Annotated in this window: 24 protein-coding genes; 20 read left to right on the top strand and 4 right to left on the bottom strand. The window is 66.1% G+C overall.

The annotated features are described in order from the left end of the window. Positions 1-217: 217 nt before the first annotated feature. Positions 218-1,210 carry a helix-turn-helix domain-containing protein gene (locus ACTHJF_RS07335; protein ID WP_440266544.1) on the bottom strand — a complete coding sequence of 331 codons (993 nt, stop codon included), beginning with the start codon at positions 1,208-1,210 and terminating at the stop codon, positions 218-220. 534 nt (positions 1,211-1,744) lie between these two features. Here ACTHJF_RS07335 and ACTHJF_RS07330 point away from each other — a divergent pair. The 18 genes from ACTHJF_RS07330 to ACTHJF_RS07245 all read left to right on the top strand — a co-directional run bounded on the left by ACTHJF_RS07330 (position 1,745) and on the right by ACTHJF_RS07245 (position 20,995). Further along, on the top strand, positions 1,745-1,906 hold the full coding sequence (locus tag ACTHJF_RS07330; RefSeq protein WP_440266543.1) for a Flp family type IVb pilin: 162 nt from the start codon (positions 1,745-1,747) through the stop codon (positions 1,904-1,906). A gap of 206 nt (positions 1,907-2,112) precedes the next feature. Further along, on the top strand, positions 2,113-2,583 hold the full coding sequence (locus ACTHJF_RS07325) for a prepilin peptidase (protein ID WP_440266542.1): 471 nt from the start codon (positions 2,113-2,115) through the stop codon (positions 2,581-2,583). Beyond that, positions 2,571-3,098 carry a TadE/TadG family type IV pilus assembly protein gene (locus tag ACTHJF_RS07320; protein ID WP_440266541.1) on the top strand — a complete coding sequence of 176 codons (528 nt, stop codon included), beginning with the start codon at positions 2,571-2,573 and terminating at the stop codon, positions 3,096-3,098. The genes ACTHJF_RS07325 and ACTHJF_RS07320 overlap by 13 nt, the downstream gene beginning before the upstream one ends. A gap of 4 nt (positions 3,099-3,102) precedes the next feature. Beyond that, entirely contained in the window at positions 3,103-4,107 is a 1,005-nt protein-coding gene (cpaB, locus tag ACTHJF_RS07315; protein WP_440266540.1) for a Flp pilus assembly protein CpaB, read from the top strand. Then, positions 4,104-5,414, top strand: a complete 1,311-nt coding sequence (locus tag ACTHJF_RS07310) for a type II and III secretion system protein family protein (protein ID WP_440266539.1) — start codon at positions 4,104-4,106, stop codon at positions 5,412-5,414. Before cpaB ends, ACTHJF_RS07310 begins: the two co-directional genes overlap by 4 nt. A gap of 61 nt (positions 5,415-5,475) precedes the next feature. After that, entirely contained in the window at positions 5,476-6,720 is a 1,245-nt protein-coding gene (locus ACTHJF_RS07305) for an AAA family ATPase (RefSeq protein ID WP_440266538.1), read from the top strand. Beyond that, positions 6,705-8,072 carry a CpaF family protein gene (locus ACTHJF_RS07300; protein ID WP_440266537.1) on the top strand — a complete coding sequence of 456 codons (1,368 nt, stop codon included), beginning with the start codon at positions 6,705-6,707 and terminating at the stop codon, positions 8,070-8,072. Before ACTHJF_RS07305 ends, ACTHJF_RS07300 begins: the two co-directional genes overlap by 16 nt. Further along, positions 8,069-8,989, top strand: a complete 921-nt coding sequence (locus ACTHJF_RS07295; protein WP_440266536.1) for a type II secretion system F family protein — start codon at positions 8,069-8,071, stop codon at positions 8,987-8,989. Before ACTHJF_RS07300 ends, ACTHJF_RS07295 begins: the two co-directional genes overlap by 4 nt. Positions 8,990-9,089: 100 nt before the next feature. After that, positions 9,090-9,989: a type II secretion system F family protein gene (locus ACTHJF_RS07290; RefSeq protein WP_440266535.1), complete on the top strand. Its 900-nt coding sequence runs from the start codon at positions 9,090-9,092 to the stop codon at positions 9,987-9,989. A 2-nt stretch (positions 9,990-9,991) separates the two neighbouring features. Beyond that, entirely contained in the window at positions 9,992-10,822 is an 831-nt protein-coding gene (locus tag ACTHJF_RS07285) for a Flp pilus assembly protein TadD (protein WP_440266534.1), read from the top strand. Further along, the gene (locus ACTHJF_RS07280; RefSeq protein WP_440266533.1) at positions 10,819-11,253 is read left to right on the top strand and encodes a DUF3613 domain-containing protein; all 435 of its coding nucleotides are present in this window, start codon (positions 10,819-10,821) and stop codon (positions 11,251-11,253) included. The genes ACTHJF_RS07285 and ACTHJF_RS07280 overlap by 4 nt, the downstream gene beginning before the upstream one ends. A gap of 91 nt (positions 11,254-11,344) precedes the next feature. Then, a complete protein-coding gene (locus ACTHJF_RS07275) occupies positions 11,345-13,051 on the top strand; it encodes a pilus assembly protein TadG-related protein (RefSeq protein ID WP_440266532.1) in 1,707 nt (568 codons plus the stop codon). A gap of 116 nt (positions 13,052-13,167) precedes the next feature. Next, positions 13,168-13,920 (top strand): DUF2968 domain-containing protein, encoded by a 753-nt coding sequence (locus ACTHJF_RS07270; protein ID WP_440266531.1) that lies wholly within the window; start codon positions 13,168-13,170, stop codon positions 13,918-13,920. A gap of 554 nt (positions 13,921-14,474) precedes the next feature. Continuing rightward, positions 14,475-16,676, top strand: a complete 2,202-nt coding sequence (locus tag ACTHJF_RS07265; RefSeq protein ID WP_440266530.1) for an alpha-L-rhamnosidase-related protein — start codon at positions 14,475-14,477, stop codon at positions 16,674-16,676. Continuing rightward, positions 16,673-18,142, top strand: a complete 1,470-nt coding sequence (locus ACTHJF_RS07260; RefSeq protein WP_440266529.1) for an MFS transporter — start codon at positions 16,673-16,675, stop codon at positions 18,140-18,142. Before ACTHJF_RS07265 ends, ACTHJF_RS07260 begins: the two co-directional genes overlap by 4 nt. Before the next feature lie 129 nt (positions 18,143-18,271). After that, positions 18,272-19,960 carry an alpha-amylase family glycosyl hydrolase gene (locus ACTHJF_RS07255; protein WP_440266528.1) on the top strand — a complete coding sequence of 563 codons (1,689 nt, stop codon included), beginning with the start codon at positions 18,272-18,274 and terminating at the stop codon, positions 19,958-19,960. Between the two features lie 143 nt (positions 19,961-20,103). After that, entirely contained in the window at positions 20,104-20,382 is a 279-nt protein-coding gene (locus ACTHJF_RS07250) for a hypothetical protein (protein WP_440266527.1), read from the top strand. A gap of 220 nt (positions 20,383-20,602) precedes the next feature. Further along, complete coding sequence (locus ACTHJF_RS07245) at positions 20,603-20,995, top strand: GFA family protein (RefSeq protein ID WP_431636073.1); 393 nt, start codon at positions 20,603-20,605, stop codon at positions 20,993-20,995. A 143-nt stretch (positions 20,996-21,138) separates the two neighbouring features. Here ACTHJF_RS07245 and ACTHJF_RS07240 read toward each other — a convergent pair whose 3' ends face one another. Together ACTHJF_RS07240 and ACTHJF_RS07235 are read right to left on the bottom strand one after the other, a co-directional pair. After that, complete coding sequence (locus tag ACTHJF_RS07240) at positions 21,139-21,876, bottom strand: alpha/beta hydrolase (protein ID WP_440266526.1); 738 nt, start codon at positions 21,874-21,876, stop codon at positions 21,139-21,141. A 247-nt stretch (positions 21,877-22,123) separates the two neighbouring features. Then, positions 22,124-23,131, bottom strand: a complete 1,008-nt coding sequence (locus ACTHJF_RS07235; RefSeq protein ID WP_440266525.1) for a zinc-dependent alcohol dehydrogenase family protein — start codon at positions 23,129-23,131, stop codon at positions 22,124-22,126. Positions 23,132-23,250: 119 nt separating this feature from the next. On the opposite strand from ACTHJF_RS07235, the gene ACTHJF_RS07230 reads away from it, so the two are divergent. Beyond that, positions 23,251-24,099 carry a LysR family transcriptional regulator gene (locus tag ACTHJF_RS07230; protein ID WP_440266524.1) on the top strand — a complete coding sequence of 283 codons (849 nt, stop codon included), beginning with the start codon at positions 23,251-23,253 and terminating at the stop codon, positions 24,097-24,099. On the opposite strand, the gene ACTHJF_RS07225 is transcribed toward ACTHJF_RS07230, so the two are convergent. Then, positions 24,084-25,019 (bottom strand): LysR family transcriptional regulator, encoded by a 936-nt coding sequence (locus ACTHJF_RS07225; RefSeq protein ID WP_440263639.1) that lies wholly within the window; start codon positions 25,017-25,019, stop codon positions 24,084-24,086. The two genes, ACTHJF_RS07230 and ACTHJF_RS07225, sit on opposite strands and share 16 nt — an antisense overlap. Positions 25,020-25,133: 114 nt before the next feature. Here ACTHJF_RS07225 and ACTHJF_RS07220 point away from each other — a divergent pair, with 114 nt between their 5' ends. Beyond that, entirely contained in the window at positions 25,134-26,003 is an 870-nt protein-coding gene (locus ACTHJF_RS07220) for an NmrA family NAD(P)-binding protein (RefSeq protein ID WP_440266523.1), read from the top strand. The last annotated feature ends 241 nt before the right edge of the window (positions 26,004-26,244 follow it).

The raw sequence follows: 26,244 nt of genomic DNA, 5'->3' as shown, positions 1-26,244 counted from the left end.
CGAAGTGAACTGGTAGCTTGCTTGAGGACCATTAGACCGACCCGCACGGTCGATGGATATGTCGCAGCGGCACTACTGTGCGCATATCCGGCAATGTCTGGTGCGTATCCGGCAATCGACACACCTCGGCTGATCCATCGTTGACAACCGGACGCGCCGCCTGGCCCCAGGCTCGGTCAAGCAGAGGCGGCTCCTCGCGAGTCGATCGACGCCGAAGTCAGGATGAGGACAGCGACGACTCCAACGACGGCGTGCGCATCAGCGTCTGCCGCGGTAGCTCTCCGAAGACTCGCCGGTAGTGGTCGGCGAAGCGCGAGAGATCCCATAACCCGCAGCTCAGCGCGACCGACTTGACGGATCGCCGGCTGGCGTCCGACAGCGTGAGACTTCGGCAGGCGGTGCATAAGCGCAGCAGTGAGAGGTATCTGCTTGGCGATACGCCCAGCAGCTCGTCGAAGGCGTAGCGCAGTGAGCGCTCGCTCACCCCGGCCGCGTTGCACAGCTCATTGATGTAGATCTCGCGCCGGATATTGGCACGCATGAACTGTTCGGTGCGCTGCACGACCAAGTAGTGCGTACGCCGCCCGCGTGAGCATCGGGGCCGGTCATCTGGCGAGGCGGCCACTCCCGCGATCAGGTAGCTGGCGATCAAGGCATCCACCTCCGCGCCAGCAACCTCCGCAGTACCCGCTGCGCCATCATTCTGCATCAACCGGGCGCCGATGCCGTGGAAATGTTCGCGCAGACTGGTTGCCTGTGCGTCCTGGTTGAGCTTGAACAGCGATAGCCGCCGCGCGAGCTGTGCGGGCTGATGCGGCTCCAGCGCGATGAGTTGAGCATGCAATCGCTCGACAGGCACCAGCACCACGGTGAGCCGGGCATGCGCCCCCAGCTTGAATTCGCTGATGCCCTCTGGTGACAGGAGAAAAGCCACGCCCGACTCAAGCGGAGTGCCATGGCACCAGCCGCCTTCCGGCATCTGGTGAATGTACCCGAGCAGACACCACTCAGCGGGAAGTACAAAACGGCCCCGGAACGGAAAGTCAACTTCGCCGTGACAGTAGATCGTGGTACTGGTTGCGCGCGAACTGAAGGTCGCTCGCGGGCCATGGCCACCGAGCAGGACCATTTCCATCTCGCAAACCCGCAACAACCCGGCGATGGAGACGAGGTCGCAGGCCTGCAGATCCTCGCCTCCCGCTATCGCCATGAATAACAGCCTTCCATAAGCTTCACGCCCCCTGGCGCCCGCCTGTATCACCCGCGGTCGGCGCATGCCGTTTCAGAATACTAATCTAGAAGAAATAACCTTTGTAACAATGCACGTTTTCGGCAAACGATGAGGTTCGCAAGATGCTTTGCCGAGACGACCTATTTCTAAGAAAAATTCTGATACACAAAACCATTTCTCTAATCTTTTTGCCGTTTTTGTGCATCCCAATCCGATTCGCGGACAGAGACTGGCGTTATGGAGTGGCGAGCGCTGGCTCGCTTGCCTGAATCAGGGGCCATATGGATATCGCACTCACGGTCGAGGAACCGCTGCATCGTCGCGGTCCTGAACAACCCACCACAGCGGCCAGAGCAGGGGCGTGCCAGGCGCCACGCTTGGATACGACCGCAGCCGGTCGCGCACCTTGCCATGCGCCCGCTCCTTCTTCACTTCTATCAGCCGGAGCCTTTTCAGGCTCTGCTTTTATGGTCGTCACTTCGTTTCAAAGGAGGCAAGGCAATGAAGGCATTCATGCGCAAGTTCATTCGCGACGAACGCGGCATCACGGCTGTTGAGTACGGCATTTTGGCGGCCATCGTCGCTGCAGCCATCGTTGCAATATTTCAACCGTCGATACAGGCCTTCTTTACTGCTGTGTTCGCCAAGCTCACAGCGGTGCTTGACAGCCTGTAAGCGACGCTCCCAAAAGGGCCGCGTCATTTATTTGACGCCCACCCTAAAAACGGCCTTTTATCGAGGGCCTGGAATAGTTCGCCTTGGCGATTAATTTTTGTTTCTTTGCCGATTTATTGGAATCATAGAAATTGCCGAGCCCATTGCCCATCGTTGCCGTTGCGCTATGCGTCCCGATTTTTTTCGGCGACCTAAGTGCGCGGCGTGTGCCCAACAGTTGGCTACTTCTCGCGCTGATGCTAGGCACCGTCCTGCTTGCAGCGGACCGGCTCACCAACCCTGGAGCAGTGGCTTCATGGAGCACCTGGACGCATCTCGCCGGGCTGGCAGCCGCGCTGATCGCACTACTCCCGTTCTATGCGCTTGGCTGGATGGGTGCGGGTGACGTGAAGTTCTACGCCACCTTGGGCTTTCTGCTTGGGATGGAGGCATTGCTGCCGATATGGATCATCAGCGCACTGCTGGGTGGCATGCAGTTGGTTGCCGGCCTGCTGTGGCGCTGGGGTCTACGGCACGTTGCCGGATCCATGCACATGCGCATGGCAGCCTCGGCGCCTGCGCGGTGGTTGCAATCGGGTCGCCAAGGGCGTCCAGGCACGCCGTTCGCGTCCTACCTTGCCCTTGGTGCTCTCACCTTCATTGCCGCGCCTGGGTTCTGTCATCGATGGCTGCCGTGATCAGCCCGACACCGCGCGGGAATCGGCGCGCCCAGGCGCTACCGCGCGATCAGCGCGGCGTCGCGTCCGTCGAGTTCGCGCTGGTGTTCCTGCTCGGCATGCTACCCCTGCTGATGCTCACCTTTTCTGGCGTACTGATTCTCGCGGCCAGGCAGTCACTGACCCTGGCGGCCGAAGAAGGCGCAAGGGCCGCACTGCGCTATGGCAGTGACGCCACACGCGCAACCCAGGCCTGCCAGGCAGCGAGGCAATCCATGAAATGGCTGCTCACCTACTCCGGCGAGACGGCCGACTGCGCGGCTCCTCCGCCCCCCGGAGGAAGTTACGCACCCATCGCCGTCTCGGCCGCCAGCCCCTGTGCGAGCGCACCGTCAGTCAGCTGCATGACCGTCAGCACCGCCTACGACTACAACGCCCACCCCTTCATCCCCGGCACGACCACGGTCTACGGGTGGCTGATGCAAGGCGCGCTGACCAGCTCAGCGACCGTCCAACTCGACACGCAAGGCGACTGATCCCATGGACATTCCATCAACGCAGAAGATCACCCGCTTCGCCGCGTTGCTCCTGGTGGGTATCGCCGTAGTACTCGCGCTCGTCGCGCTGCAGCAGGGGCGGCACCCCGCCAAGGCATCAGAGGCGAACCCTGCGGGCACCGCCGTCGGAGCGAAGTCGGTCAACGATGCCTCCGACGACGGTCGCGTTGTCATAGCGGAGCGCCCGCTCCGTGCAGGCAGTCCCATTCCCCCGGACGCACTGGGCTTCGCTGCCCGCCATCCGCGCCCGACGGACGGCTACGACGACATCGCGCAGGTCGCTGGCGGCATCCCACGTATCGACATCCCAAGCGGAGCGCCCATCACGGCAACGCTGCTTGCGAACGACCTCTCCGCCGCCCTGCATCCTGACGAACGGGCGCTTGCCGTGCCGGTGAACGAGGTGACCGGCGTAGCCCACCGGATCGGGCCGGGCGACTACGTCGATGTCTTCCTCGTACTCAAGGGATCGCGCACCACCGATGGCGGCATTCCGTCGGGTCTGGCTCAATCCCGCCTGCTGCTGTCGCGACTGCGCGTGCTGGCTTATGGCGCGCACGATCTGCCGACAGCGACTCCCGAGAGAAGCGCCGCTGCCGCCACCGTGAAGCCAATCTCGAAAGAAACTCCCGCGCGCACCGCCGTGCTGGCCGTGCCGCTGGAGTCGGTCGATCGCCTCTTGCTGGGGGCACAGGAGGGACAACTGTCCCTCGCCTTACGAAACCCTCGGGACAGCGACCAACCCGACCTCGCTCTCTTTTTGCAGCCGAGGGCCGTGCTGGAACCTGCGCCTGGACTTTCCGCCGATCAACGGGCAGCGCTGGGGCAACCGGCAAACCGCGCCTTTGGGGGTATCGACGGTGCGGGACTGGCCGGTCGCGGCGACGCACCCGTATCCCGGCCACGTCAACTCTCCAGAGGCGGCATCGAGATCATTCGAGGGGCACAGCGCGGACAAACAGCCAACGCAGGGAAGCTTTTGCCATGACGTCACGGTTGCAGCGAGTCTCCGCCTGCCTGACTTTGCTGATCGCGGCGACCGCTGCCGCCAGCAGCCAATCCGTGGAAACGCTGACGACGCACGAGCAGCGCCCATGGCCCGTACCAGCCGACCTCGAACGAGTCGCCATCGCCGATCCGACTGTCGCCGATTTCCTGCTGCTCAAGGGCAATCGGCAGGCGCTGCTGGTCGGGAAAAAGCCCGGGCAGACCACATTGTTGCTTTGGATGCGGGGCCATCAGGCGCCGCAACGGGTGTTGGTGAACGTGCGCAATCCACTGCAGGCGCTGCTGTCTGACCGCGGCGACACGCAATTGCAGGTGCACGACGGCGAAGCACTGATCCAGGGAAGCACGCCCTCCCTGCTCGATCACGCACAGACGATCGCGGCCGCCAGGGATGCCGTGGGGGCCAAGGGCAGCGTGAGTGACCAGTCCACGGTCGCAAGCGGCGGTGTGGTGCAGGTGGATGTGAAGGTCGTCGAGTTCGATAAGACCGCGCTGCGTCAGATCGGCCTGAGCTTCAAGGCGGGCAACAACGGCTTCAGCTACAGCCTCGGTGGTCCCGGGTCCCAGATCAGCAGCAGCGGTGCGGGGAACGACGTCATCTCCTCGGCCTTCAACCTCGTGCTCGGTCACACCAGCGCCAACGGCAGGCACCTGTGGAATGCCAACCTCGACCTGTTGCAGAGCGATGGTCTGGTCCGCGTGCTGGCGGAGCCCACCCTTGTCGCGCTCTCCGGCCAGAGTGCCAGCTTCCTTTCCGGGGGTGAGCTCCCGATCCCCGTCCCCCAGGGGCTGGGCACCACCACGATCGTCTACAAGCCCTTCGGCATCGGCCTCACCGTGACTCCGACGGTGCTTGCCCCAAACCGCATCGCGCTGAAAGTGGCACCGGAAGCTAGCGATCTCGACTACACCAATGCGGTATCGCTCAACGGCGTGTCGGTGCCTGCGATCACCACGCGTCGCGCCGACACCACGGTGGAATTGGGAGACGGCGAGACCTTCATTGTCGGCGGCCTGGTGAGCCAGTCGATCAACTCGCAAGTGGACAAGGTACCGCTGTTGGGCGACATCCCCATCCTCGGCGCCTTTTTCCGCGATCTGAAGTACAGCCGTACGGATAAAGAGCTGGTGATCATGGTGACGCCGCACCTGGTGCGGCCGCTCATGCGCAACGCCCGCCTTCCGCTTCCCGGCGAAGGCGAGGTACACGACCGGCACGCTCCTGTCTGGGGGGCCTGGCTGCTTGACCCGGCGGGCAAAGATCAGCTCCCCGGCTTCTCACGGTGAGCGCAGCGACGCCATGAACGCGGCCATATCAATCGCCACGAACCGGAAGATGGAGCCGCGCGTGGACCTGTCCTTCTACTCGCCGGACGCGGCCCGCGCCCAGCGCCTCGCCGCGCGACTGCGCGATCTCGCATCGGTGCACTGGGAAGATAGCCGCCAGTTCTCTGCCGAGCGCTGGCTGCAACACCAGCCGCGCCGTCAGCTCATGCTGCTCGATTTCGCCGCTGAGGCGACCAGTGCCTCAATGGCGCTGGCGCGGCAACTGGCATCGGTCGCCCCGGAAGTCGCCCTGTTCGGCGTCGGCTCGACCGGCACCGACCGCGCCTCCGGCGTGCTCTGCGCGCTGCGCGCCGGAGTGCGCGACTACATCGACATGGACGCCAGCGACGAGGAGCTGGCTGCGCTGTTGCACAAGGCGCTGCAGCACGCCTCGACCGACGCCGAGCAGACGGCCGCGTCGCCCGCCCCGCAGGGACAGCTGGTGGTGCTGCTTGGCGTCCGGCCCGGCATGGGCACCAGTACGCTGGCGGCGCACCTGGGCACCCAAGCCGTTGCTTCCGTGGCGACAGGGGAACCGGCCAGCGAGGTCTCCCGCGCATTGCTGCTGGATCTGGGACACCCCAAGGGCGACGCCGCGCTCTACCTCGGCGTGTCAGGCAACTTTCACTACGAGGATGCCCTGCGCAACGCGCATCGCATCGACTCGACCCTGATCCACACCGCGCTGCCTCACCACGCCACGGGCCTGACGGTGATGACGCAGCCGATCGGGTCCGCCGATCCCGGGCATGATCCGGCGGAGTCGCGCCTACTCGTCAAACGTCTGCAGGGAATGTTCGATCTTGTGCTGTGCGACGTGGGCGGCATGGAGGTTCAACGCATCCCGCCCGGCATTTTGCTGGCGGCCGACCAGATCTGGCTGATCGCCGACCAGGCGATCGCATCGGTCGTCTCGCTGGACCACTGCCTGTGCGAACTGGATCGAATGGGGCTGCGCGACCAACGCCTGTCGCTAGTCATCAGCCACCACGATACCAATTGCGTCATAGCTGCCAACCGCCTGGCCGAGCGCTTCCAGCTGCCGCTGCTGGCCAACCTTCCCGATCGCCAGCGCGTTCTGCGCGCCAGCGCGAACCAGGGGCTCCTGCTCCAGCAGGTCGCACCGAAGGATCCATACCTGAAGGCGCTGACTCCGCTGCTGGCCAGGCTACGCATCTGCGCGCACAGCGTGCAGGGAACATCTGCCATGCCGTGGTGGAAACACATCTTGCTCCGTATGAGAGGTCGCCGATGGAAAGCATCCTGACTCCCGACAATCCACGGCTATCGGCTGCAGTCCGGCGCGCCAACGTCGCGGCACAGCTGGACGGCGAGGGCGTGCCATTCGAACAGACGCGGCAGTTCCATGACGTGTTGACGGCAGCGCACGAGTTTCTGCTCAACCGGATCGAGGACCAGCGACTGGACATCGGCTCGTGGGCGCAGGACACCGTCATCAAGTTCATCGATGCGGAGACATCCGTGTTCGTGCAGGAGTGGCACATTCCTGTCAACGAAACCGAAATGCGCAAGGTGGCCGGCGCACTGATGAAGGAACTGACCGGCTACGGCCCGCTGGAGGACCTGCTGATGGACCCGGATGTCGAGGACATCCTGATCAACGGCTTCGACGACGTTTATGTGTCGCGTGGTGGCACTCTGCAGCGCGAGTACGCCCGCTTCAGCGACAACAATCACCTGCTGCGCATCGTGCGGCGGATTCTCGCCCCACTCGGCCGCCGCCTGGACGAATCCAATCCCATGGTGGATGCCCGCCTGCCCAACGGCGGTCGGCTCAATGCCGTCATCGAGCCGCTCTCGGTCGGCGGCCCCAGCGTGTCCATCCGCAAGTTCCGGCGCGATCCTTTCACGCCGGACGACCTGCTCGAGCGCGGCGCCTTCGATCGCGCGATCTACGCGCTGCTCAAGGGCGCAGCGATCAGTCGCTGCAACATCATGATCTCCGGCGGCACGAGCTCCGGAAAGACCTCGCTGCTGAACGCCCTGGCGACTTTCATCCCCCACAACGAGCGCGTCATCACGGTGGAGGATACCGCCGAACTGGCGCTCAACCACCCCCACGTGGTGCGCCTGGAGAGCCGGCTGGGCGGCTTCGACGGCAGCGGCACGGTTGGCATCCGCGACCTGGTACGCAACAGCCTGCGCATGCGCCCCGACCGTATCGTGGTCGGCGAGGTGCGTGGCGCAGAAGTGCTGGAAATGCTCCAGGCGATGAACACCGGCCACGATGGCTCGATGTCGACGATTCACGCGAACTCCCCGCGCGACGCGTTGTACCGGCTGGAAATGCTGGCTGGATTCGCTGGCTTTCAGGGCAGCGAAAACAGTCTGCGCCGGCAGATCGCCAGCGCGCTGGATTTCATCATTCAGATCGCACGGCTCAGCAACGGCCGGCGCGTGATCGCCTCGATCACAGAGGTCACCGGGGTGGGCGACAACCTGATCACCACCCAGGAAATGTATCGGCATGAAACCTTTACCGACCTCGACGGCAAGGAACAGAGCCGCTGGCCAAGCCTTGGCTTTCATCCGCACACGCAAAAGCTCGAGCCGTTCCGACAGTTCCTGCGCGAGGCGGCGGAGGGACGGCAACCGTGAGCCATGCTCTGGCCCTGCTCAGCTTTGCCATCCTGCTTCTCGCAGGTGCAGTCGAGCTTTGGTGGGGCAGTTCGGCGCGGCTGCGGCAGCGCCGCAGCGCCGCGCATGTCGAAGCACAGTTGACGACAGGCCCCTCTTCCCCGGTGAACACGGTAAAAGCCTCGACGACCAGAGGCCTGGAAACTCTTCCCACCGATGCACTGCTGTTGCGCGCCGACTTGCCCACGGGGCTACGCGTGCCCGTGCTGGTGGCCGCGCCGTGCATGGCACTGGCGCTGGCGGGCTGGTGGCGACTGCACAGTGCCTGGGCGATGCCGATGGTGCTGGGCCTGCTCGGCTGCATGGTCTGGCTTTGGCTTCGCTCGCGCATCGAGCAGCACCGCCGCAGGCTATTGCGTCAGCTGCCTGACTTCCTCGATGGCATGGTGCGCCTGACCAGTATCGGCAACAGCCTGCCCATGGCGTTCCAGAGCACGGCGGCGACCGTGCAGTCGCCGTTGCGGACCGTGCTTGACCGCACCCTGCTTTCGGTGCGTGCTGGACATGACCTGGATCGCGCACTGCATCTGGCCTCGCGCCCCTACCACCTGCACGAGTTCGAGCTGCTGCACGTGGTACTGGGTACAGGCATGCGTATCGGCGGCCGCGCGGATCAGATCCTCCAGCGCATGAGCGATTTCATGCGCGACCTGGCGCAGGCGCGCCAGGAACTTCAGGCAACCACGTCGGAGACCCGGCTGTCGGCCTGGGTGCTGGGTCTGCTCCCGGTAGCCGTCGCCGTCGGTATGACCATGTTCAACCCGGCGTTCTTCAAGCCCATGTTCACCGAGCCGCTCGGCCATCGCTTGTTGCTGATCGCCCTCGCGCTGGAGCTCACCGGTGGCTTCATTCTCTACCGCATGACGAAATCCCTCTGATGCATTCGCCCCTCTTCGCCAGCGGCTCGTCGAAGGAGTACATCGTCTGAATACCAGCCTGCTTTGGGCCACTGCCTGCCTGGTTTCGCTGCTGGGTGCCGTGTCGTTCGGCGCGAGCCTGCTGTTGCAACGCAAGCGCGATGCGCTGCAAGCGCGGGCGCTGGAACGTGCCCTGGATCGGCGGTCAGCAGATGCTTCGCCGTCGGGTGCCGGCCAGACGGGCCCCTGGTGGCGAAACGGGCTGGCTTGGCTGGAGGCCCTCGGGCACCGCTTCGAGAGCGGGGGCCTGGGGCGGATCCTGCTGGCGTCGGAAGACCGCCTCCTGCTGGACCAGATCAACGCCAACACGCTCTCCGGCCGAGCCGTGTTCCTCGGCATGCGCCTGGCGCTGGCGCTGGCACTGCCGATCCTGGCCGCCGCGTGGTTGCACCCGACCGGTGTTCGCGCCTTCATTACCCTGCTCGCGGGCTTTGGCCTTGGTGTACTGCTGCCCAAGTTCGGTCTCGATGCCTGGGCCAAACGCCTGCGCCGCCGTGTCGAGGACGAGCTACCGCTGCTGATCGATCTGCTACGCCTGCTCCAGGGTGTCGGCTTCAGCATCGACCAGAGCATGCAGATGATCGACGAACGGTTCGGCGTGATCGTGCCGCTGCTCGGCCGCGAGATTCATGCCGCCAATACTGCATACATCCACGGCCGGGGGCGCGCGCAGTCGCTACGGCGCCTGTCCGAAGCCTTCGGCAACGAGGACCTGAAGAGCCTCGTGCAGATCATCGTTCAAGTGCACGAGCATGGAGGCGTGGTGCAGGAGCCGCTGCGCCAGTTTGCCGAGCGCCTTCGCGAACAGCGCCGCATGGCCATGAAGGAAAAAATCGGCAAGCTCTCGGTGAAGATGACGCTTGTGATGATGCTTACCCTGCTCCCTGCGCTGATGCTGGTGCTGGCGGGGCCGGCGGCCATTTCACTCATCGACACGATGGTCAAACTCAAGGGACATTGACCATGATCGCCCGCCAGACGACAACCGTGTTCATCGCCTGCCTCCTGCTGTGCGCGTGCGGCAGGACGTTGGGAGGCTATCCGCGCCACGATCTGCAACCCTCCCTCGCCGCACCGGCCGCCCCAGTCAATAGCGACCGCACCATGTACCTCGGGTTGATCCGCAAGATGCAGCAGCAAGGCGCCTACTACGCTTCGCTTGCGCACATCGATGCCTTTCGGCTGCGCTTCGGCGACTCCCCAGCCTTGCGTCGGCTTGAGGCCGATGCGCTGCGCGAAACCGGGCAACGCGTCGCTGCGCAAAGCATCTACCGGGGGCTGACCCAGGGAACCGAGGCTGCTGCGGCATGGCATGGGCTGGGCCTGATCGCTGCGGCCGAAGGGCGCCATGCCGAGGCCGTGCAGGATCTGCTGAAGGTCGTGCAGCTCGAACCGGCCAATGTCGCCTACCTGAGCGATCTCGGTTATGCACGCCTGTGCTCCGGCGACATCGCGGCAGCGCATGAGCCACTCGCCGAAGCGACCGAACTGGATCCCGCCAATGTCCAGGCCGTTTCCAACCTTGCGCTTTGGGCACTGTTGAGCGGCAACGAGTCAGGGGCGGAGGAGATCATGAAGCGCGCCGACCTGCCTCAGGTAACACGCGACGCGGTGCGCCGCTCGGCCTGGCAACTGCGCGCGGCGCGATCAGGCAGCGCAGCCAACGCTGGATCGCCGGAATCTACAGGTGCTGGCGTCGCCAGCCCCGCCGCGGCTCGCCCCGTGGCTGGCATACCCGGCGGCCTGCTGGATCGCCTTGGCTCATCCACTCCCGCCTACAAGGCCCGCCCATGACAACGATGCGCCCCGCCCTGCCCTACCCCTGCCTTCTGGCCACGCTGGTTTTGATGGTTCTTTTCAGCGGCCCCACGCTCGCGCAGCAGGAGCCATTGACCGGCACGATGATGAGCCACCGGGATCTCAAGACGCCTCCACAGCGCGCCCTGGCGAGCGTGATCCCAGACGGCACCACCGCGACGGCACCGCACGGTCCGACCATCGCCACGCCCGCGCCCAGGGATGAGGATTTCACCGCCGCCGAACCCGGCGATGCCACGCGCCATCTGCTGCAGATGCAGGTCAGCGCGAGCCGGTCAGGACCGCACCTGCCCATGCTGGGGGACGAAGCGACCGCCAGCTACCGGCGCTACCTGAAGAGCTTCGAGCACCCCATCCCGGAGTTCTACAAGACCACGGTCGGCAAGAACGGCGACAGCGGGAGGTAGCGACATGGCCAGGCGCTCATACGCGACCTTGCGCCTCCCGGCGGCCAAAACCGGTGGGCGACCCACTGGCCACGCCCGCCAACGCGGATCCATGTCCATCCCGATGATGCTGATGCTGCTCGGGCTGATCGGCATGCTTGGCCTGGTTGAGGTCGGCTACCTGTATTGGGCCAAGCGAGACACCCAGAAGGTCGCCGACCTGGCGGCCCTCTCCGGCGCGCAGCACCTCCCCGACTGTCTCAGCTCCATTCAGTCCGCCAGCAATAACGCCACGCAGGACAATCATTTCGGCGGGACGCTGAGCATCGACGCATGCGGAACCTGGGCACCCGTGGCGAATGCCAACGCCGATCATTTCGTCTCGCCCGCCGCTGGCGGCACGCCGGCCAACGCGGTGAAGATCGTCGCCCAGCGCCCTGTGCTTCCCATCTTCGGGAACAGCCTCCCGATTGGTAGCGTCAGCGCGACCGCAGTTGCCATCCATAGCCCACCCGTCGCCGCCTTCTCGGTGGGGTCGCGATTGGCCAGCATCAGCCCCACCTCGGCGCTCAACCAGTTGCTGGGTTCGGCGCTGGACAGCTCACTGGGGCTGCAACTGCTCAGCTACAACGGCATCGCTAATGCCGATATCTCACTGCTTGGGCTGGTCGATCAATTGGGCATCAACGCTGGAACGCTCAGCAGCGTGCTCGGCACCCAGGTGAGCATCAGCCAGTTTCTCGATGCGTACGTTCAGGCGCTGTCGCAGAGCGCGGATGCCGCCACCATCGACATGAACCTCGTGCAGAGCCAGGTCGCCGCCATCGAGGCGCAGATCGGCACCACTACCATCGCGCTGGGAGACATCCTCAACGTCCAGGCCCATACGGACGACCCCAACGTCGCACTCGACACTCAGGTCAGTGCGCTGGACATCCTGTCCGGTGCGCTGCTGGCAGCCGACGGCAAGAACGCCGTGACGCTGCGCGCGCTGGCGGTCAATCTTCCCGGCGTAGCGAACGCCGATCTCTCACTCACCGTTATCGAACCGCCACAGATCGGCGTAGGACCGGTAGGCACCACCGCGCACACGGCGCAGGTACGAATGTCGCTGTCCGTGACGGCATTAAGCGGCACCGCCCTGACCGGCAACCAGTCGCTGCTGGACATCCCCCTGTATCTCGAAGTGGCTCCTGCCACGGCCACGCTGACCGCGATCCAGTGTGGCGCCCAGGACAATGGCAGCACGCGGAATGACGTGACCATTGCCGCGGCGCCTGGGCTGGTGAATGCCTATGTGGGCAAGCTGTCGAGCGATGCCATGAACAACACCCAGCAGAGCTGGCCGGCTCTCATCGCCGGCGGACAGGCCGTGCCCGTGGTGAACGTCAATCTCCTGGGCATTCCGGTGGCCACCTTGAACCTGCAGTCGTCCGTCAGCCTGTCTGCGGCATCGACGCCACCACCTTCCCATGTCTTCAGCGTGGATCCGGCGCTCCCCATCGGCCAGCAGGCCGGCATGACCTGGTCTACCGCCGACTCGCCGACGATTGGGCTGGGCAACGTCATAAGCAGCCTGCTCGGCTCGACCAACCTGCAGACCAGCGACACGCTATTGGGAACTCCGCTTGGGATCGACCTGGGCGCCCTGCTCAACGGGCTGACGTCGCTTTTGAGTCCGGTGCTGGTGCCGCTGTTCGACACGCTTGATACGCAGTTGGTCAGCCCGCTGCTTCAGCCGCTGGGCATCGAGCTGGGATCGGCCGACGTGAGGCTGATGTCTGCCCGCTGCAACGCCGGCGCACAGCTGGTGTACTGACCGCGCATCGACCAAGAGAATGCGTCAGACGGCCTTCGATGCACACCGCAAATGCAGGCGACGGCTCGGCTGGCAACTCACATCATGCAACCAATGAAACACAGGGGAACCATCCAATGAACCGCAGTGCGATATCGCTTGGCAAACCAGCATCGACAGCCCTCGTACTGGTTGTCTGTGCCGTGTTGGGCGCCTGCGCGAGCGTGCCACCGGCAACGCCCGCATCGACTGCCGCCGCGCCTGCTGAAAAACACAGCGTGGCGCCGTCCGAGCTTCCCTCCGGAACGATGGAAACGCTGCACGAGCTCATCGACTCCCACCAGCTGACCGAGCTGCGGACGACATACAACGGTACCTATGGCGCCAGTCTGCTCTTTCAGTCGGAGAAGCTGGGGTATTTCGTAGTGCTGTTTCACGCCAAGGAATTCTGGCGCGTCATCCAGACCGATTCCTACGACAACGCCGAATCCCTCTACCGTACATTCGCCGAGCAGACCCAGAGCCTGGCCACGGTGGACCTGGACGCCCTGCGCTTGCAGGCCCAGAAGGCTTATGCCGAGCGCATGGTGGCGCTGAACGAGCAGCGTCTGCAGGCGCTTCAGCACGACCTGACGTACCAACAGCAACAGGCGCGCCTGGTTGCCGCACAGCAAGCCCAGGCAAAGCAGCAGACCGCGACGCTCAGCGACGATCTGCGCACGACCAGCAGCCGCCTCGACGCGGTCAAGCAACACATCCAGCTGCTGGAGGCCCAGCAGAAGAACCCGAGCCTGGAAATTCCACCGGTGGCGCCTGATCCGGGAATCGGCGGGGTCGCCGCGACCGCCGCCAGCAGCAGCACCGCCGCTGCTCCGGGTGCGACCAACTGAGGTGACCTCGTGTCGCTCGCCCGCAATACATCTTGCTGCCCGGGTGGGGGGGGGCGACTCCTACGGCAACTGCCGCCAGTGCTGGATTCGTCTCCGATCCGCTGGAGTCGGCCCGGTGGGGCTGCTTGCCGCGACGAGTGCACGAAGTCGGCCATGCGACATACCGCCGGGCGCCCCCATTCCATGCCACCGGGGGCTTGATCTGTACCCGAGTCGATAGCAGACCTCCCTGCACGGCCAGCCGTATCCGCTTTGGCCATGGAGCGAGGGGCCGACCGCGCCTCGCCAGACATGCCGTGCCTCGCGCGTGTCGCAATGGCGCGTGGGCTCCGCTTGCCCACGTGTCGCCATGCCCATGAATACGTATGCAGCCGCTGGTTGCTGCACTGCGATGCTACCTAGCATCAGGGGGCTCGGCCGCTCGCGGTGCGGGTGCATGTTGCGACTGCAGCATGCGGGGGTAGCCGCGGCGTGACATAACGAACGCCTGCATCGTCCGAGGAGAGACCCAGCATGACCCTGACCCTTCCCCACGCCATGCGCGGGTTGCGCGCATGTTGAGCGCGCTGCTGGCCGCCTCGATGGCCGCCGCGCTGGCGCCACCGCCGGCCTGGCATGACGGACTGGACTGGCATGGCGTGCACGTGAGCGTGAGTGCCGATGCGCAAGGCGCGTACACCGTGGCCTGGCCCTACGGCCAGCGCGTGGTCGGCAAGCAGCCGCTGGCCGTCGATACCGCCAGCCCCCTGTTCAACGGCCTGTTCGCGATGGCGCAGGACGACCTGAAGCAGGATTCGGTCACCGCGATCCGCGACGGCGCGTTCGACCACGGCCAGCCGATCCCCTGCCACTGCTTCGAGACCGGCCTGAAGTGGCCGTACGTGTGGACCCGCGACCTGTCGTATTCGATCGACCTGGGCCTGTGGCGCTTCGACGCCGACCGCGCGCGCAACGGCCTCGCCTTCAAGCTGTCGGACGTGCGCGTGCCGAGCGCACCGCAAGGCCTCTACGTCATGCAGGACACCGGCTCGGGCGGCAGCTGGCCGATCAGCACCGACCGCGTAGTGTGGTTCCTCGGCGCGCAGCACTTGCTGGGCGACAAGCCTTTCGCCGCCGACGTGTACAAGGCACTCGGCGACACGCTGGCGCAGGATCGCCAGTACGCCTTCGACACGAAGTTCGGGCTGTACCGCGGCGAGACGTCTTTCATGGACTGGCGCGAGCAGAGCTATCCGGCGTGGACCTTCGACGAGGTCACCTTCATCGGCCAGTCGTTCGCGCTGTCCACCAACGTGCTGCATTACCAGGCGCTGCAGATGGCCGCCACGATGGCGCGCCAGCACGGTGACGCCAAGGCGGCCGCCGGTTACGCCGACCAGGCGAAGGCGTTGAAGGACGCCATCAATAAATACTTCTGGCGCGCCGATCGCGGCATGTACATGAGCTTCCTCGGTGGCGACGGCACGCCCAACGACACCTACGACCTGCTCGGTATCGCGCTGGCGATCACCAGCGGCGTGGCCGACGGCGATCGCGCCTCCCGCACGCTGGCGAACTACCCCACGTGGCCGGCCGGCAGCCCGGTGATGTGGCCCGAGCGCCGCGACCAGCCGATCTACCACAACCGCGCGATCTGGCCGTTCGTCAGCGCCTACGCGCTGCGCGCCGCGCGCGAGGTGAACCAGCCCGCGCGCATCGCCCACGAGATCGAGTCGGTGATGCGCGGTGCAGCGCTGTACGGCTCGAACATGGAGAACTACGAGCTGCTCACCCAAGGCCAGCACGTGGACGAGGGCAAGCTCAGCGGACCGGTGGTCAACTCGCCGCGCCAGCTGTGGTCGGTGGCGGCGTACTTCGCCGTGGTCACCGAGGGCGTGTTCGGCCTCAATGAAGACGGCAGCGTGCAGCCCAAGCTGCCCACCTCGCTGGTGCCGATGCTCTTCGGCGACAAGCAAAGCATCTCGCTTACCCTGCCCGACCGCAGCATCACGCTGCAGTTGCCCGCGCAGCGCGCGGGCAACCTGCTGGTGGCCGATCACACGTCGACCCACGGCCACACCACCACCGTGCAACTGAAGGCGATTACCGTGAAGGACGCGCCGCTGCGCACCGACGCCCCGCTGTACGCGCCCGAGGCGCCGCCGGCGCCCACGCTCGGCGCGGACGGCCGCACCTGGAAGGTGCAGGGCGACGGCAAGCTGCGGCTGTACGTCAACGGCAACCGCGCGCAGACGATCGATGGCACCGGCACGCTGCCGCGCACCGGCACGCTCACCTGCGTCAGCGCGACCCGGGTTGGCGACAATGGGCTGGAATCGCTGCACAGCCCGGCCGTCTGCGCCGATGAAGGCCGGCCGATCGACGGCGCTTGGCCGCGCACGTGGACAGCACCGACCAACGGCGACTACCGCGTATCGCTGAACTACTCAAACGACCACGGCCCGATCAACACCGGCATCACCGCCGCGGTGAAGATGCTGGCGATCCGCTGTGACGGCGCCGCCGAGCAGCGCGTGCCGATCGTGATGCCGCACAGCGTGCGCGAGCAGCGCTCCACCTGGGGCGAGTTCTCCGCCCGGGCCGGCGCCCACTGCAGCTTTTCGCTGGAAGACGGCTTCAACATGAGCTACCTCAGCCACTTCGCCCACTACACCGGCGGCGTGGGCGGCAGCGACGGCCCGCTCAACGCGGCAGACGTGAAGGGGATGGTGATCGCGCCGCTGGGCGCTTCCGCGGACAAGGGCAACGCACGATGAGCAAGGCAAAACCGGAACTGTCGTTCTGGCAGATCTGGAACATGTGCTTCGGCTTCCTCGGCATACAGTTCGGCTTCGCGCTGCAGAACGCCAACGTCAGCCGCATCTTCCAGACGTTGGGCGCGAACGTGGACCAGATCCCGGTGCTGTGGATCGCCGCGCCGTTCACCGGGCTGATCGTGCAGCCGATCATCGGCTACCTGTCCGACCGCACCTGGAACCGCTTCGGACGCCGTCGGCCGTACTTCTTCGCCGGCGCGGTGCTGGCGACCATCGCGCTGATGGCGATGCCCAACTCGCCCACGCTGTGGGTGGCGGCCGGCCTGCTGTGGATCATGGATGCCTCGTTCAACGTGTCGATGGAGCCGTTCCGCGCTTTCGTCGGCGACCAGCTGCCGCCGAAGCAGCGGCCGCTGGGCTATGCGATGCAGAGCGTGTTCATCGGCGTCGGCGCGGTGGTGGCGTCGTTCCTGCCCTACGTGCTCACTCACTTCGGCGTGGCCAACACCGCGCCGCCCGGCGAGGTGCCGCACTCGGTGATGTACGCGTTCTACGCCGGCGCGGCGGTGCTGCTCGGCGCCATGCTGTGGACCATCCTCAGCACCCGCGAATACCCGCCAGAGCAACTGCAGGCTTTTGCCGATGCCCATGTGAACGAGTCGCCGGTGGCGGTGGGCGACGCGTGGCGGGTCGGCGCGTTGTTCCTCGGGCTCGGTGCGATGCTGCTGGCGCTGATCCAGCACTACGACCTGGAGAAGGAGTTGTACCTGCTGGCCGGCGGATTGGTCGGCTTCGGCGCGCTGTTCGTGTGGCTCAGCCGCACCCACAACCAGGGCGCACTGCGCCAGATCATGGGCGACTTGTACGGCATGCCCAAACCGATGCGCCGACTCAACTGGGTGCAGTTCTTCTCCTGGTTCGCCATGTTCGCGATGTGGATCAACACCACGCCCGCCGTGGCCGAACGCTTCTACGGCAGCACCGACACCACCTCGGCCGCGTACAACGAAGGCGCGAACTGGGCCGGCGTGCTGATGGGCACCTACAACGGCGTGGGCGTGCTCGCCGCGATCCTCATTCCGCTGCTGGTGCGCGCCTGCGGGCTGCGCATGAGCCACTTGGTGAACCTGTGGCTGGGCGGCCTCGGCCTGCTTTCGTTCCTGGTCATCCGCGACCCGCACTGGCTGATCGCCTCGATGGTCGGCGTGGGCTTTGCCTGGGCGTCGATCCTGTCGCTGCCCTACGCGATGCTCTCGGACAACCTTCCCGCCGCGAAGATGGGCATCTACATGGGCATCTTCAATTTCTTCATCGTGATCCCGCAACTGATGGCTGCCAGTGTGCTCGGCGTGCTGCTCAAGCTGTTCTTCCATCACCAGCCGATCTGGGCACTGGGGTTGGGCGGCGCCAGTTTGCTGGTGGCCGGCCTGTGCACGCTGCGCGTGCCGCGGATGGAAGCCGCCTGATTTTCTCCACCCCTGTGTAGGAGCCCGCTCGCGAGCGATGCTTTTCGCGTTTGCTTCGATGTGGATCAGGAGCAGGAGCAACGCCCGCGAGCGGGCTCCTAAAAGTCACCGATACACGGAAACCGACACATGATCGCCAAGCGTCTGCTCTCCGCCCTTGTCGCCACGCTCGGCTGCGGCCTGGCCCACGCCTCCATGCCGCCCGGCGAACCTGTCTTCGTCGGCACCGACGCACCCATGGCATCCAACGCGATCTACTTCGTGCTCACCGACCGCTTCGTCAACGGTGACCCATCCAACGACCATCGCGACCAGGGCGGCGCGCATCGCACCTGGGACATCCCGGTACCCGGCGCACCGAAGGGCGAGAGCGCGAACATCGGCTACCTCGGCGGCGACTTTCAGGGCGTGCTGGAGAACGCCGGCTACATCAAGGGCATGGGCTTCGGCGCGGTGTGGATCACGCCCATCGTCGACAACCCGGACGAAGCCTTCACCGGCGGCGACCCGGTGAGCTGGGGCTCGAAGTTCACCGACCGCGGCAAGACCGGCTACCACGGCTATTGGGGCGTCAACTTCTACAAGCTCGACGAGCACCTGCCGAGCAAGCACCTGGACTACCGCCAGTTCACCGCCGGCATGCACCAAGCGGGACTGAAGGTGGTGCAGGACATCGTAGTCAACCACGGCTCGCCCGCCTTCACCATGCCGGTCAAGCAACCGCAGTTCGGGCAGATCTTCGACAAGAACGGCAAGCTCATCGCCGACGAGCAGAACCTGCCGCCGTACCAGCTCGATCCGGTGCGCAACCCGCTGCACCGCTTCTATCACGCGTACGACGACCTGGTGCAGCTGTCCAACAACGACGACCAGAACCCCGCCGTGCTCGACTACATGGTTGGCGCCTACGAGCAGTGGATCGACGAAGGCAGCGACGCGTTCCGCATCGACACCATCAGCCACATGTCGACCGCCTTCTGGAAGCAGTTCAGCGACCGCATCCGCGCCAGGCACCCGGGCTTCTTCATGTACGGCGAGGCGTTCGACTACAGCCCGGACAACATCGGCAAATTCACCTGGCCTTCGAGCGGCTCCATCAGCGTGCTCGACTTCCCGCTGCGTGGCCGCATGAGCGACGTGTTCGAGCACCCGGACAGCGACTACGCGCAGATCCTCGACCGCCTCTATCTCACCAACGGCCCGTACCAGAATCCGTACGAACTGGTGACCTTCTACGACAATCACGACATGGCGCGGCTCAACGCCAGCGACAACGGCTTCATCGACGCAAACAACTTCCTGTTCACCACGCGTGGCATCCCGGCGATTTACTACGGCTCGGAAACCGGCTTCGAGCGCGGCAAGGCCGAACACGAGGGCAACCGCAACTACTTCGGCCAGGCGCGCATCGACGCGGCACCGAAGAGCCCGATTTATCAGCAACTCAAGCGCATCGCCACGCTGCGCGAAAGCACGCCCGCCCTGCAGCGCGGCCTCATGCTACCCATCCGCTTCGCCGGTCAGCAGGCCGCGTTCTACCGCGTCTACCAGCAGGGCGACGCCCACCAGATCGCCCTCGTGCTGCTCAACAAAGGCGACCAGCCGGCCACGTTCGAGGTGAGCGACAAGCTGCAACCCGGCCAGTGGAAGCCGGCGTTCGGGGGCAAGGCGATCACCGTGGCGGACCACGGCACGCTGAAGGCCAGCGTGGCCCCGCACGATGTGCAGGTGTATCTGCTCGATGCGCCGGCTACGCGCCAGGACCTGGTGGCCGAGCTGACACGCTTGATGGAAGAGCGCGGGCATCCCGCGCGCTGAACGAGCCGGCCGTTCTGCCGTGCGGGGGCGCTCCCGGGCGCCTCATCTGGACCCGGTTCTGCCAGCTCCAGGCGATGGGCCGGCCACGAGCGGTGCGCGAGGTCGCGCTACGCTTTGCCCACCCACATGACGGCAGCCCACCCATGCACGCTCGTTCCTGGATCAGACCGTTGTGCGTCGTGCCGCTCGTCACGGCGTTGTTGCTGTGCATACCCCTCGTGGCGATGCACTTTACGAACGAGGTGCGCTGGACGGCCGGGGATTTCGTGGTCGGCGCTGTGCTTCTGTTGTCCGCCGGCACGGCCATCGTCGTCGGCCGGCGCCTGACGACATCGGCGTGGAGCCGGCGGCTGGTGGTCGCGGGCGTGTTGCTGGTGCTCCTGCTCGTCTGGGCGCAGCTTGCGGTTGGCTTGTTCTCCTAAGGAGCCAGCAGGCAGACGCAAGCGACTCCTCCCTGAGCCCCCACCCATGAGCGAGCACTGCGCGCCGAGGGCTGTCGGCTGGACATCCGCGATGAGGGCATCGCCAGCGATACGCTCCCCGCATACCTGCTCCAGGGCCTGCGTCTGCTCCAAGCCTTGATCTGCCGTCGACCTGTCCGCAGGGATGATGCGTGCCCGATGCTTTTCGCGGAGACGGCACATGGAACGATTCACGGGAGGCTGCCTGTGCGGCGACGTCCGTCTGGAGGCCTCAGGCCGCCCCTATCGGGTCGGCCTCTGCCACTGCCTGGATTGCCGTAAGCACCACGGCGCGCTGTTCTTCGCGGCAGCGATCTTTCCGCACACGGCCGTGGCGATCCTGGGAGATCCACGGCACTACGGCGGACGCTTCTTCTGTCCCCGCTGTGGCTCGTCGGTCTTCGCCCGTTACGGCGATGAGATCGAGGTGCACCTGGGAGCACTGGATGCCCCGGACCAGCTGATGCCGACCTACGAGAACTGGACCGTCCGCCGCGAGAGCTGGCTGCCGCCGTTTCCGCTCACCCACCATTACCCGGGCAACCGCGAGGGCACCGGCCGCTCGGAAACCTAGCGCCATCGCTTGCAAAATGCGGGGCGGAATGGGGTGATCTTTCAGGCCACGCCCGCGGACGCATACTTACCTCAGCGCCATGAGGAACGTCACTCACTCGACGCCTCTGGCCGTAATCGTTCCGGCCAGATCGTTAGCCCCGGCTACCGTCCCACCTCGCGCAGGAACTGCTCGAAGCTCTGCAGGTTGGCCGCATAGCCAGCCGGGTCGCGCGATTTCACCAGGGTCGAGGCGCCGTGGACGCCCACCTTGGGCTGGTAGTGGGTGACGTTGTCGCCGTGCGCGTTGCGCAGCACTTCTGCCACGTTGGCAGCCTCGTCCGGGCCGGTGGTGATGTAGAACGGCCCGGTCACCTTCGCCGCGGCCGTCTTGATCAGGTTCTTGTCGTCGAAGTATTCGCCGGGCGAGAAGCTGGCGATGGCGGTAAGCCCCGGCGGATGGCGCGCGGCCAGCAGGATCACCAGCGCCGACGAATACGAGCTGCCTACCGCGACGATGGTGGGGTAGTGGCGGTCGCGCGCCCAGGCGAGCGCGGCGTCGAGATCCGGCGCAGCCTGCAGGTAGTCCGCAGACTTACCCAGCGCCGATACCGTCTGGTTGTGACCACCGAACAGCTCGCCGCCCGAGCGCTGGTCGATCGCCAGCGTGTCGTAACCGAGCTGGTTGAACCGGGCGATCAACGGGTCGTACTCGTGGCGGCTGGCGCTGGCCTGATGGAACAGCAGCAGCACCTTGTCGTTGTCGGCCCGGGCCTTACTCAGGGTGCCGTAGACGGTGACCTGGTCGGCCGTGTGCAAGGTGACGGGCTCGGCGGCCAGGGCGTTGTCGCCCAGCATGGCGAGCAACGCGAAAGCGGCGAAGCGAACGATGGATTGGCGCATGGATGAACTCCCTGGACGGCGGCGAAAGAGCGACGGCACGGCGGCCCTAACCCATAACCCCGTGGATGGGCGACGCCGAACTTACCACCTGCCGGGCGTCGGCCGATGCATTGGGCGATCGACCAAGCCATCCCTTCGCCGCAGTGGTTCCGGCGGTAACGTGCGCGGGTTGCAGCGCGCGTGGCCAGATCCCGCACATCGTCCGTGCGGCCGACGAAGGCGCCGCTCGCGCCGCGCCTTCGTCGCTTCAAGCGGCCACGTCCACCACCACCTTGCCCGCCGCCGCGCCGCTCTCGATCAGCCGATAAGCCTGCTCCGCCTCGGCGAGGCGGAAGCGGTGTGGATCCAGATGCGTTCGCAGCTGGCCCTGCCCGGCCAGTCGTGTCGCCTCGCGCAGGATCTCGCCATGGTGGGCGCGGCCCTGGCCGGTAAGCAGCGGGCGCAGGGTGAACACGCCGGAATAGGTGCCGGCGCGGAAGGACAGCGGCGCCAGCGCGTGCGTGCCCCAGCCGAGCGCGCTGACCACGTGGCCTTGATACGGGCGCGCGGCCTCGAACGAGGCGTCCAGCGTGGCGCCGCCCACCGTGTCGTAGATGACGTCGAAGCCTTCGCCGGCGGTGTGCTCCTGCACGTAGTCGGCGACCGGCGTGGTTGCGTAATCGATGGCGGTGGCGCCATAGCCTTCGATCAGCGCCTTCTGCGCGGCGCTGCCGGTAGCGAACACCTCGGCGCCGTGGGCGCGCGCCAGCTGCACGGCCAGATGGCCCACGCCGCCGGCGCCGCCGTGCACCAGCACGCGCTGGCCGGCATGCACGCGGGCGCGATCCACCAGCCCCTCGTATGCGGTGATGAAGCCCAGCGGCAGCGCCGCCGCCTCGCGCATGGAGAGGTGGGCCGGCTTGGGCGCCAGCAGCGCGGCATCGACCGCGGCGTACTCGGCCAGCGAGCCCTGCACCCCGCCGACGCCGCCGGTCATGCCGTAGACGGCGTCGCCGATGTGCCAGCCGCTCACGTCCGGTCCGAGCGCCACTACCGTGCCGGCCAGGTCGATGCCGAGCACGGCCGGCAGCGGATGTTTCGCGTGGGCGGCCTTGCCCGCGCGGATCTTGGTGTCCAAAGGATTGAGGCCGGCAGCGGCGACGCGCACCAGCACCTCGCCCGGGCCGGGCACCGGCACGGCGAGTTCCACGAGGCGCAGCGGGGTGTCGACCTGTTCGGCAATGGCGACTTGCATGGTGTTGGGAATCGGGTTCATGGCGAGGTCTCCATCAGGAAGGTGTAAGGCATGGTGGACCCGATCGATGTGCATGGAAATCGACATTTCCGTTTTCTATCCATGCAAAAATGCATGCATTGTGACCACCGGAGCCGGCGATGGATTGGAGCGACGTACGCATCTTTCTCGCCATCGCACGCGAGGGTTCGCTGGGCGCTGCGGCGCGTGCGGTCGGGCAGACCCAGCCGACCATGGGCCGGCGCCTGCGCGCGCTGGAGGCATCGGTAGGGCAGACGCTGTTCCAGCGCACCGCCGACGGCTTCGTGCTTACCGACGAGGGCATGGCGGTGATGGTCAGCGCCGAGCGCATGGAGGAGGAAGCACTCGCCTTCGAGCGCGCACTGGCCGGTCGCGAGAGCACCCTGAGCGGCCAGTTGCGACTGGCGGCCTCGGACTGGTTCGGCAGTTACGTGCTGACGCCGGTGCTGGCCGAGTTCGCCCGGCGGCATCCCGCGGTGACGGTGGAACTGCTCGCCGACGCGCGCCTGTACAGCCTGGCCCGTCGCGAGGCCGACCTCGCGTTTCGCATCAAAGCATTCGACGAGCCGGACGTGATCTCGCGCCGACTGCTGCGCATGCCCTACGCGCTCTACGCACACCGCGACCAGCCGCGGCCGCGCAAGGGTGGGCGCGGCGTGCGGCTGGTCACCATGAACGCCGCGTTCGGCGGTATGCCCGACGTCGCCTGGCTGAAGCAGCACCTGCCCGAGGCCAGTGTCGCCTTCACCAGCAACAGCCGCGACGCTCAGGCGCGCCTCTGTGCGCAAGGCGTCGGCGTGGCGGTGCTGCCGACCGCGCTGGGCGACGCGTTCGGCGAGCTGAAACGGATCGACCTCGGCGAGCCGCCGCCGTCACGCGACACCTGGCTCGGCTACCACAAGGACCTGAAACGGCTGAACCGACTGCGCAGCCTGCTGGAACTGCTGACCGCTCAATTCCCGGCCTGAGCGGCGTCATCCATCCGCTCCACCACGCCCACCACGAAATCCAGGAACGCGCGGCACTTCATCGGCAGGTGATGGCGCGAGGGATACAGCGCGTAGAGCGAGAACCGCTCGTCCGCCCACTCGGGCAGGATCTGCACCAGCTTCCCGCTACGCAAAAACGGCTCCACGCCCCATGCCATCACCTGGGCGATGCCGTGGCCGGCTAGGCACACGCTGTGCTGGGTGCCGACGTCGTTGACCGTGAGCTGGCCGCGCGTGGCGACGGTGGTGATGCGCCGGCCTCGATGGAACTCCCAGTCGAACGGCCGCCCGGTGAGCGGGTCGCGGTACTGGATGCAGACGTGGTCGCCGGTTTCCAGCTCCTTCGGTGTCGCCGGCGTGCCGTGCCGACGCAGGTAGGACGGCGCGGCGACGGTGAGGATGCGCGTCGCCAGCAGATGACGGGCGACCAGTGACGAGGCCACCGGCTCGTGGAAACGCACTGCCATGTCGAAGCCGTCCGCGACGATGTCGCCGAGGCGGTCGCGCGTGAGCAGCTCCAGCTGCAACTGCGGATGCGCGGCGAGGAAGGCACCCAGCTGCGGCCCGAGTATCAGCCGCGAGAAGTAGGGATCGACGCTGACGCGCAGGCGCCCGCGCACCGCCGCCGCGCCTTCGGCCACGTCGCCCGCCGCTTCCTCCAGCCCGGCCAGCAATGGCACGATCCGTTCGTAAAGCCGACGCCCCTCGTCGGTCAGCGAGACCGAACGCGTGGTGCGGTCGAACAGCCGCACCCCAAGCCGGCTTTCCAGCCGCGCCACCGCCCGGCTGACGCCGGACTGCGACATGTCCAGCGACTCGCCCGCAGCGGCGAAGCTGCCGCCGTCCACGATCGCGGTGAGCACGCTCATGCCGTTCAACATGCGCTCGTCGAAGCCCATGGCACATGCCTTTATGTCATTGATGAAATGACACTCATGTTATCGCGTAATGCGCAGGCGACGCCGAGAATGTGCCTCGTGCGGCGACCGCCGCGTATCGACGAGGAGACCCTAATGTATGCGATTACCGGAATCACCGGCCAAGTCGGCGGCGCCGTGGGACGTATCCTGCTCCAGGCGGGCTTGCCGGTGCGCGCCGTCGTGCGCGATGCCGCCAAGGGCCAGGCGTGGCAGGCCGCCGGCTGCGACGTGGCCATCGCGACCATGGATGACGCGATCGCGCTCACCACGGCCTTCCGCGGGGCGGAGGCGGTGTTCGTGCTGCTGCCGCCGGTGTTCGATCCGGCGCCGGGTTATCCCGAATCACGCGCGGTGGTCGACGCCGTCCACGCAGCCTTGCTCGCCACGCCCCCACAACGCGTGGTGGCGCTGTCGACCATCGGCGCCCAGGCGACCCAGCCGAACCTGCTCAACCAGCTAGGCCTGATGGAACGGGCGCTCGGCACGCTGGACCTGCCGGTCGCCTTCCTGCGTCCCGGCTGGTTCATGGAGAACAGCGCGTGGGACGTGGCGCCGGCGCGCGACCACGGCGAGTTGCCGAGCTTCCTGCAGCCCACCGACCGGGCCATCCCGATGGTCGCCACCGCCGACGTCGGCCGCGTCGCCGCCGAACTGCTGCAGGAACGCTGGGACGGTATGCGGGTGGTCGAACTGTCCGGCCCGGCGTCCGTCTCGCCTGACGACCTGGCCGCCGCCTTCAGGGCCGCCCTGGCTCACCCGGTGCACGCACAACCGATACCGCGCAGCGCATGGGAAGCGCGCTTCCGCGCCATGGGCATGCAGCATCCGCTCTCGCGCATGCAGATGCTCGACGGCTTCAACGAAGGCTGGATCGCCTTCGAAGGCACGCACGAGCAGCGCCGCGGCGCGGTGACCATCGACACCGTGGTGCGCGGGCTGGTCGCGCAGGCCAGCGCGGCCTGAGCCGAGGACCGTCGCTAGGAGATTCCCACCGAATGGGCGGATACGGATTTCCGCCCATCCATCGCGTCGGCCATGGGACCGAGATGTCCGATGGCCCGCCGTCATTGCCAGCGCCTGCCCAGCCGTAGATATCGCCGAGGGGGGCCCCAAAAACAGAAAAAAAAAAAAAAAAAAAAAAAAAAAAACAAAAAAACAATTAGGAAAATTTTTAAAAAAACACAACCCACAAAAATATAATTAT

This window comes from Dyella sp. (assembly GCF_051962475.1).
Classification (GTDB): domain Bacteria; phylum Pseudomonadota; class Gammaproteobacteria; order Xanthomonadales; family Rhodanobacteraceae; genus Dyella_A.
Note: the sequence above shows the minus strand (reverse complement) of the source record. Positions and strands in the feature narration are given on the sequence as shown.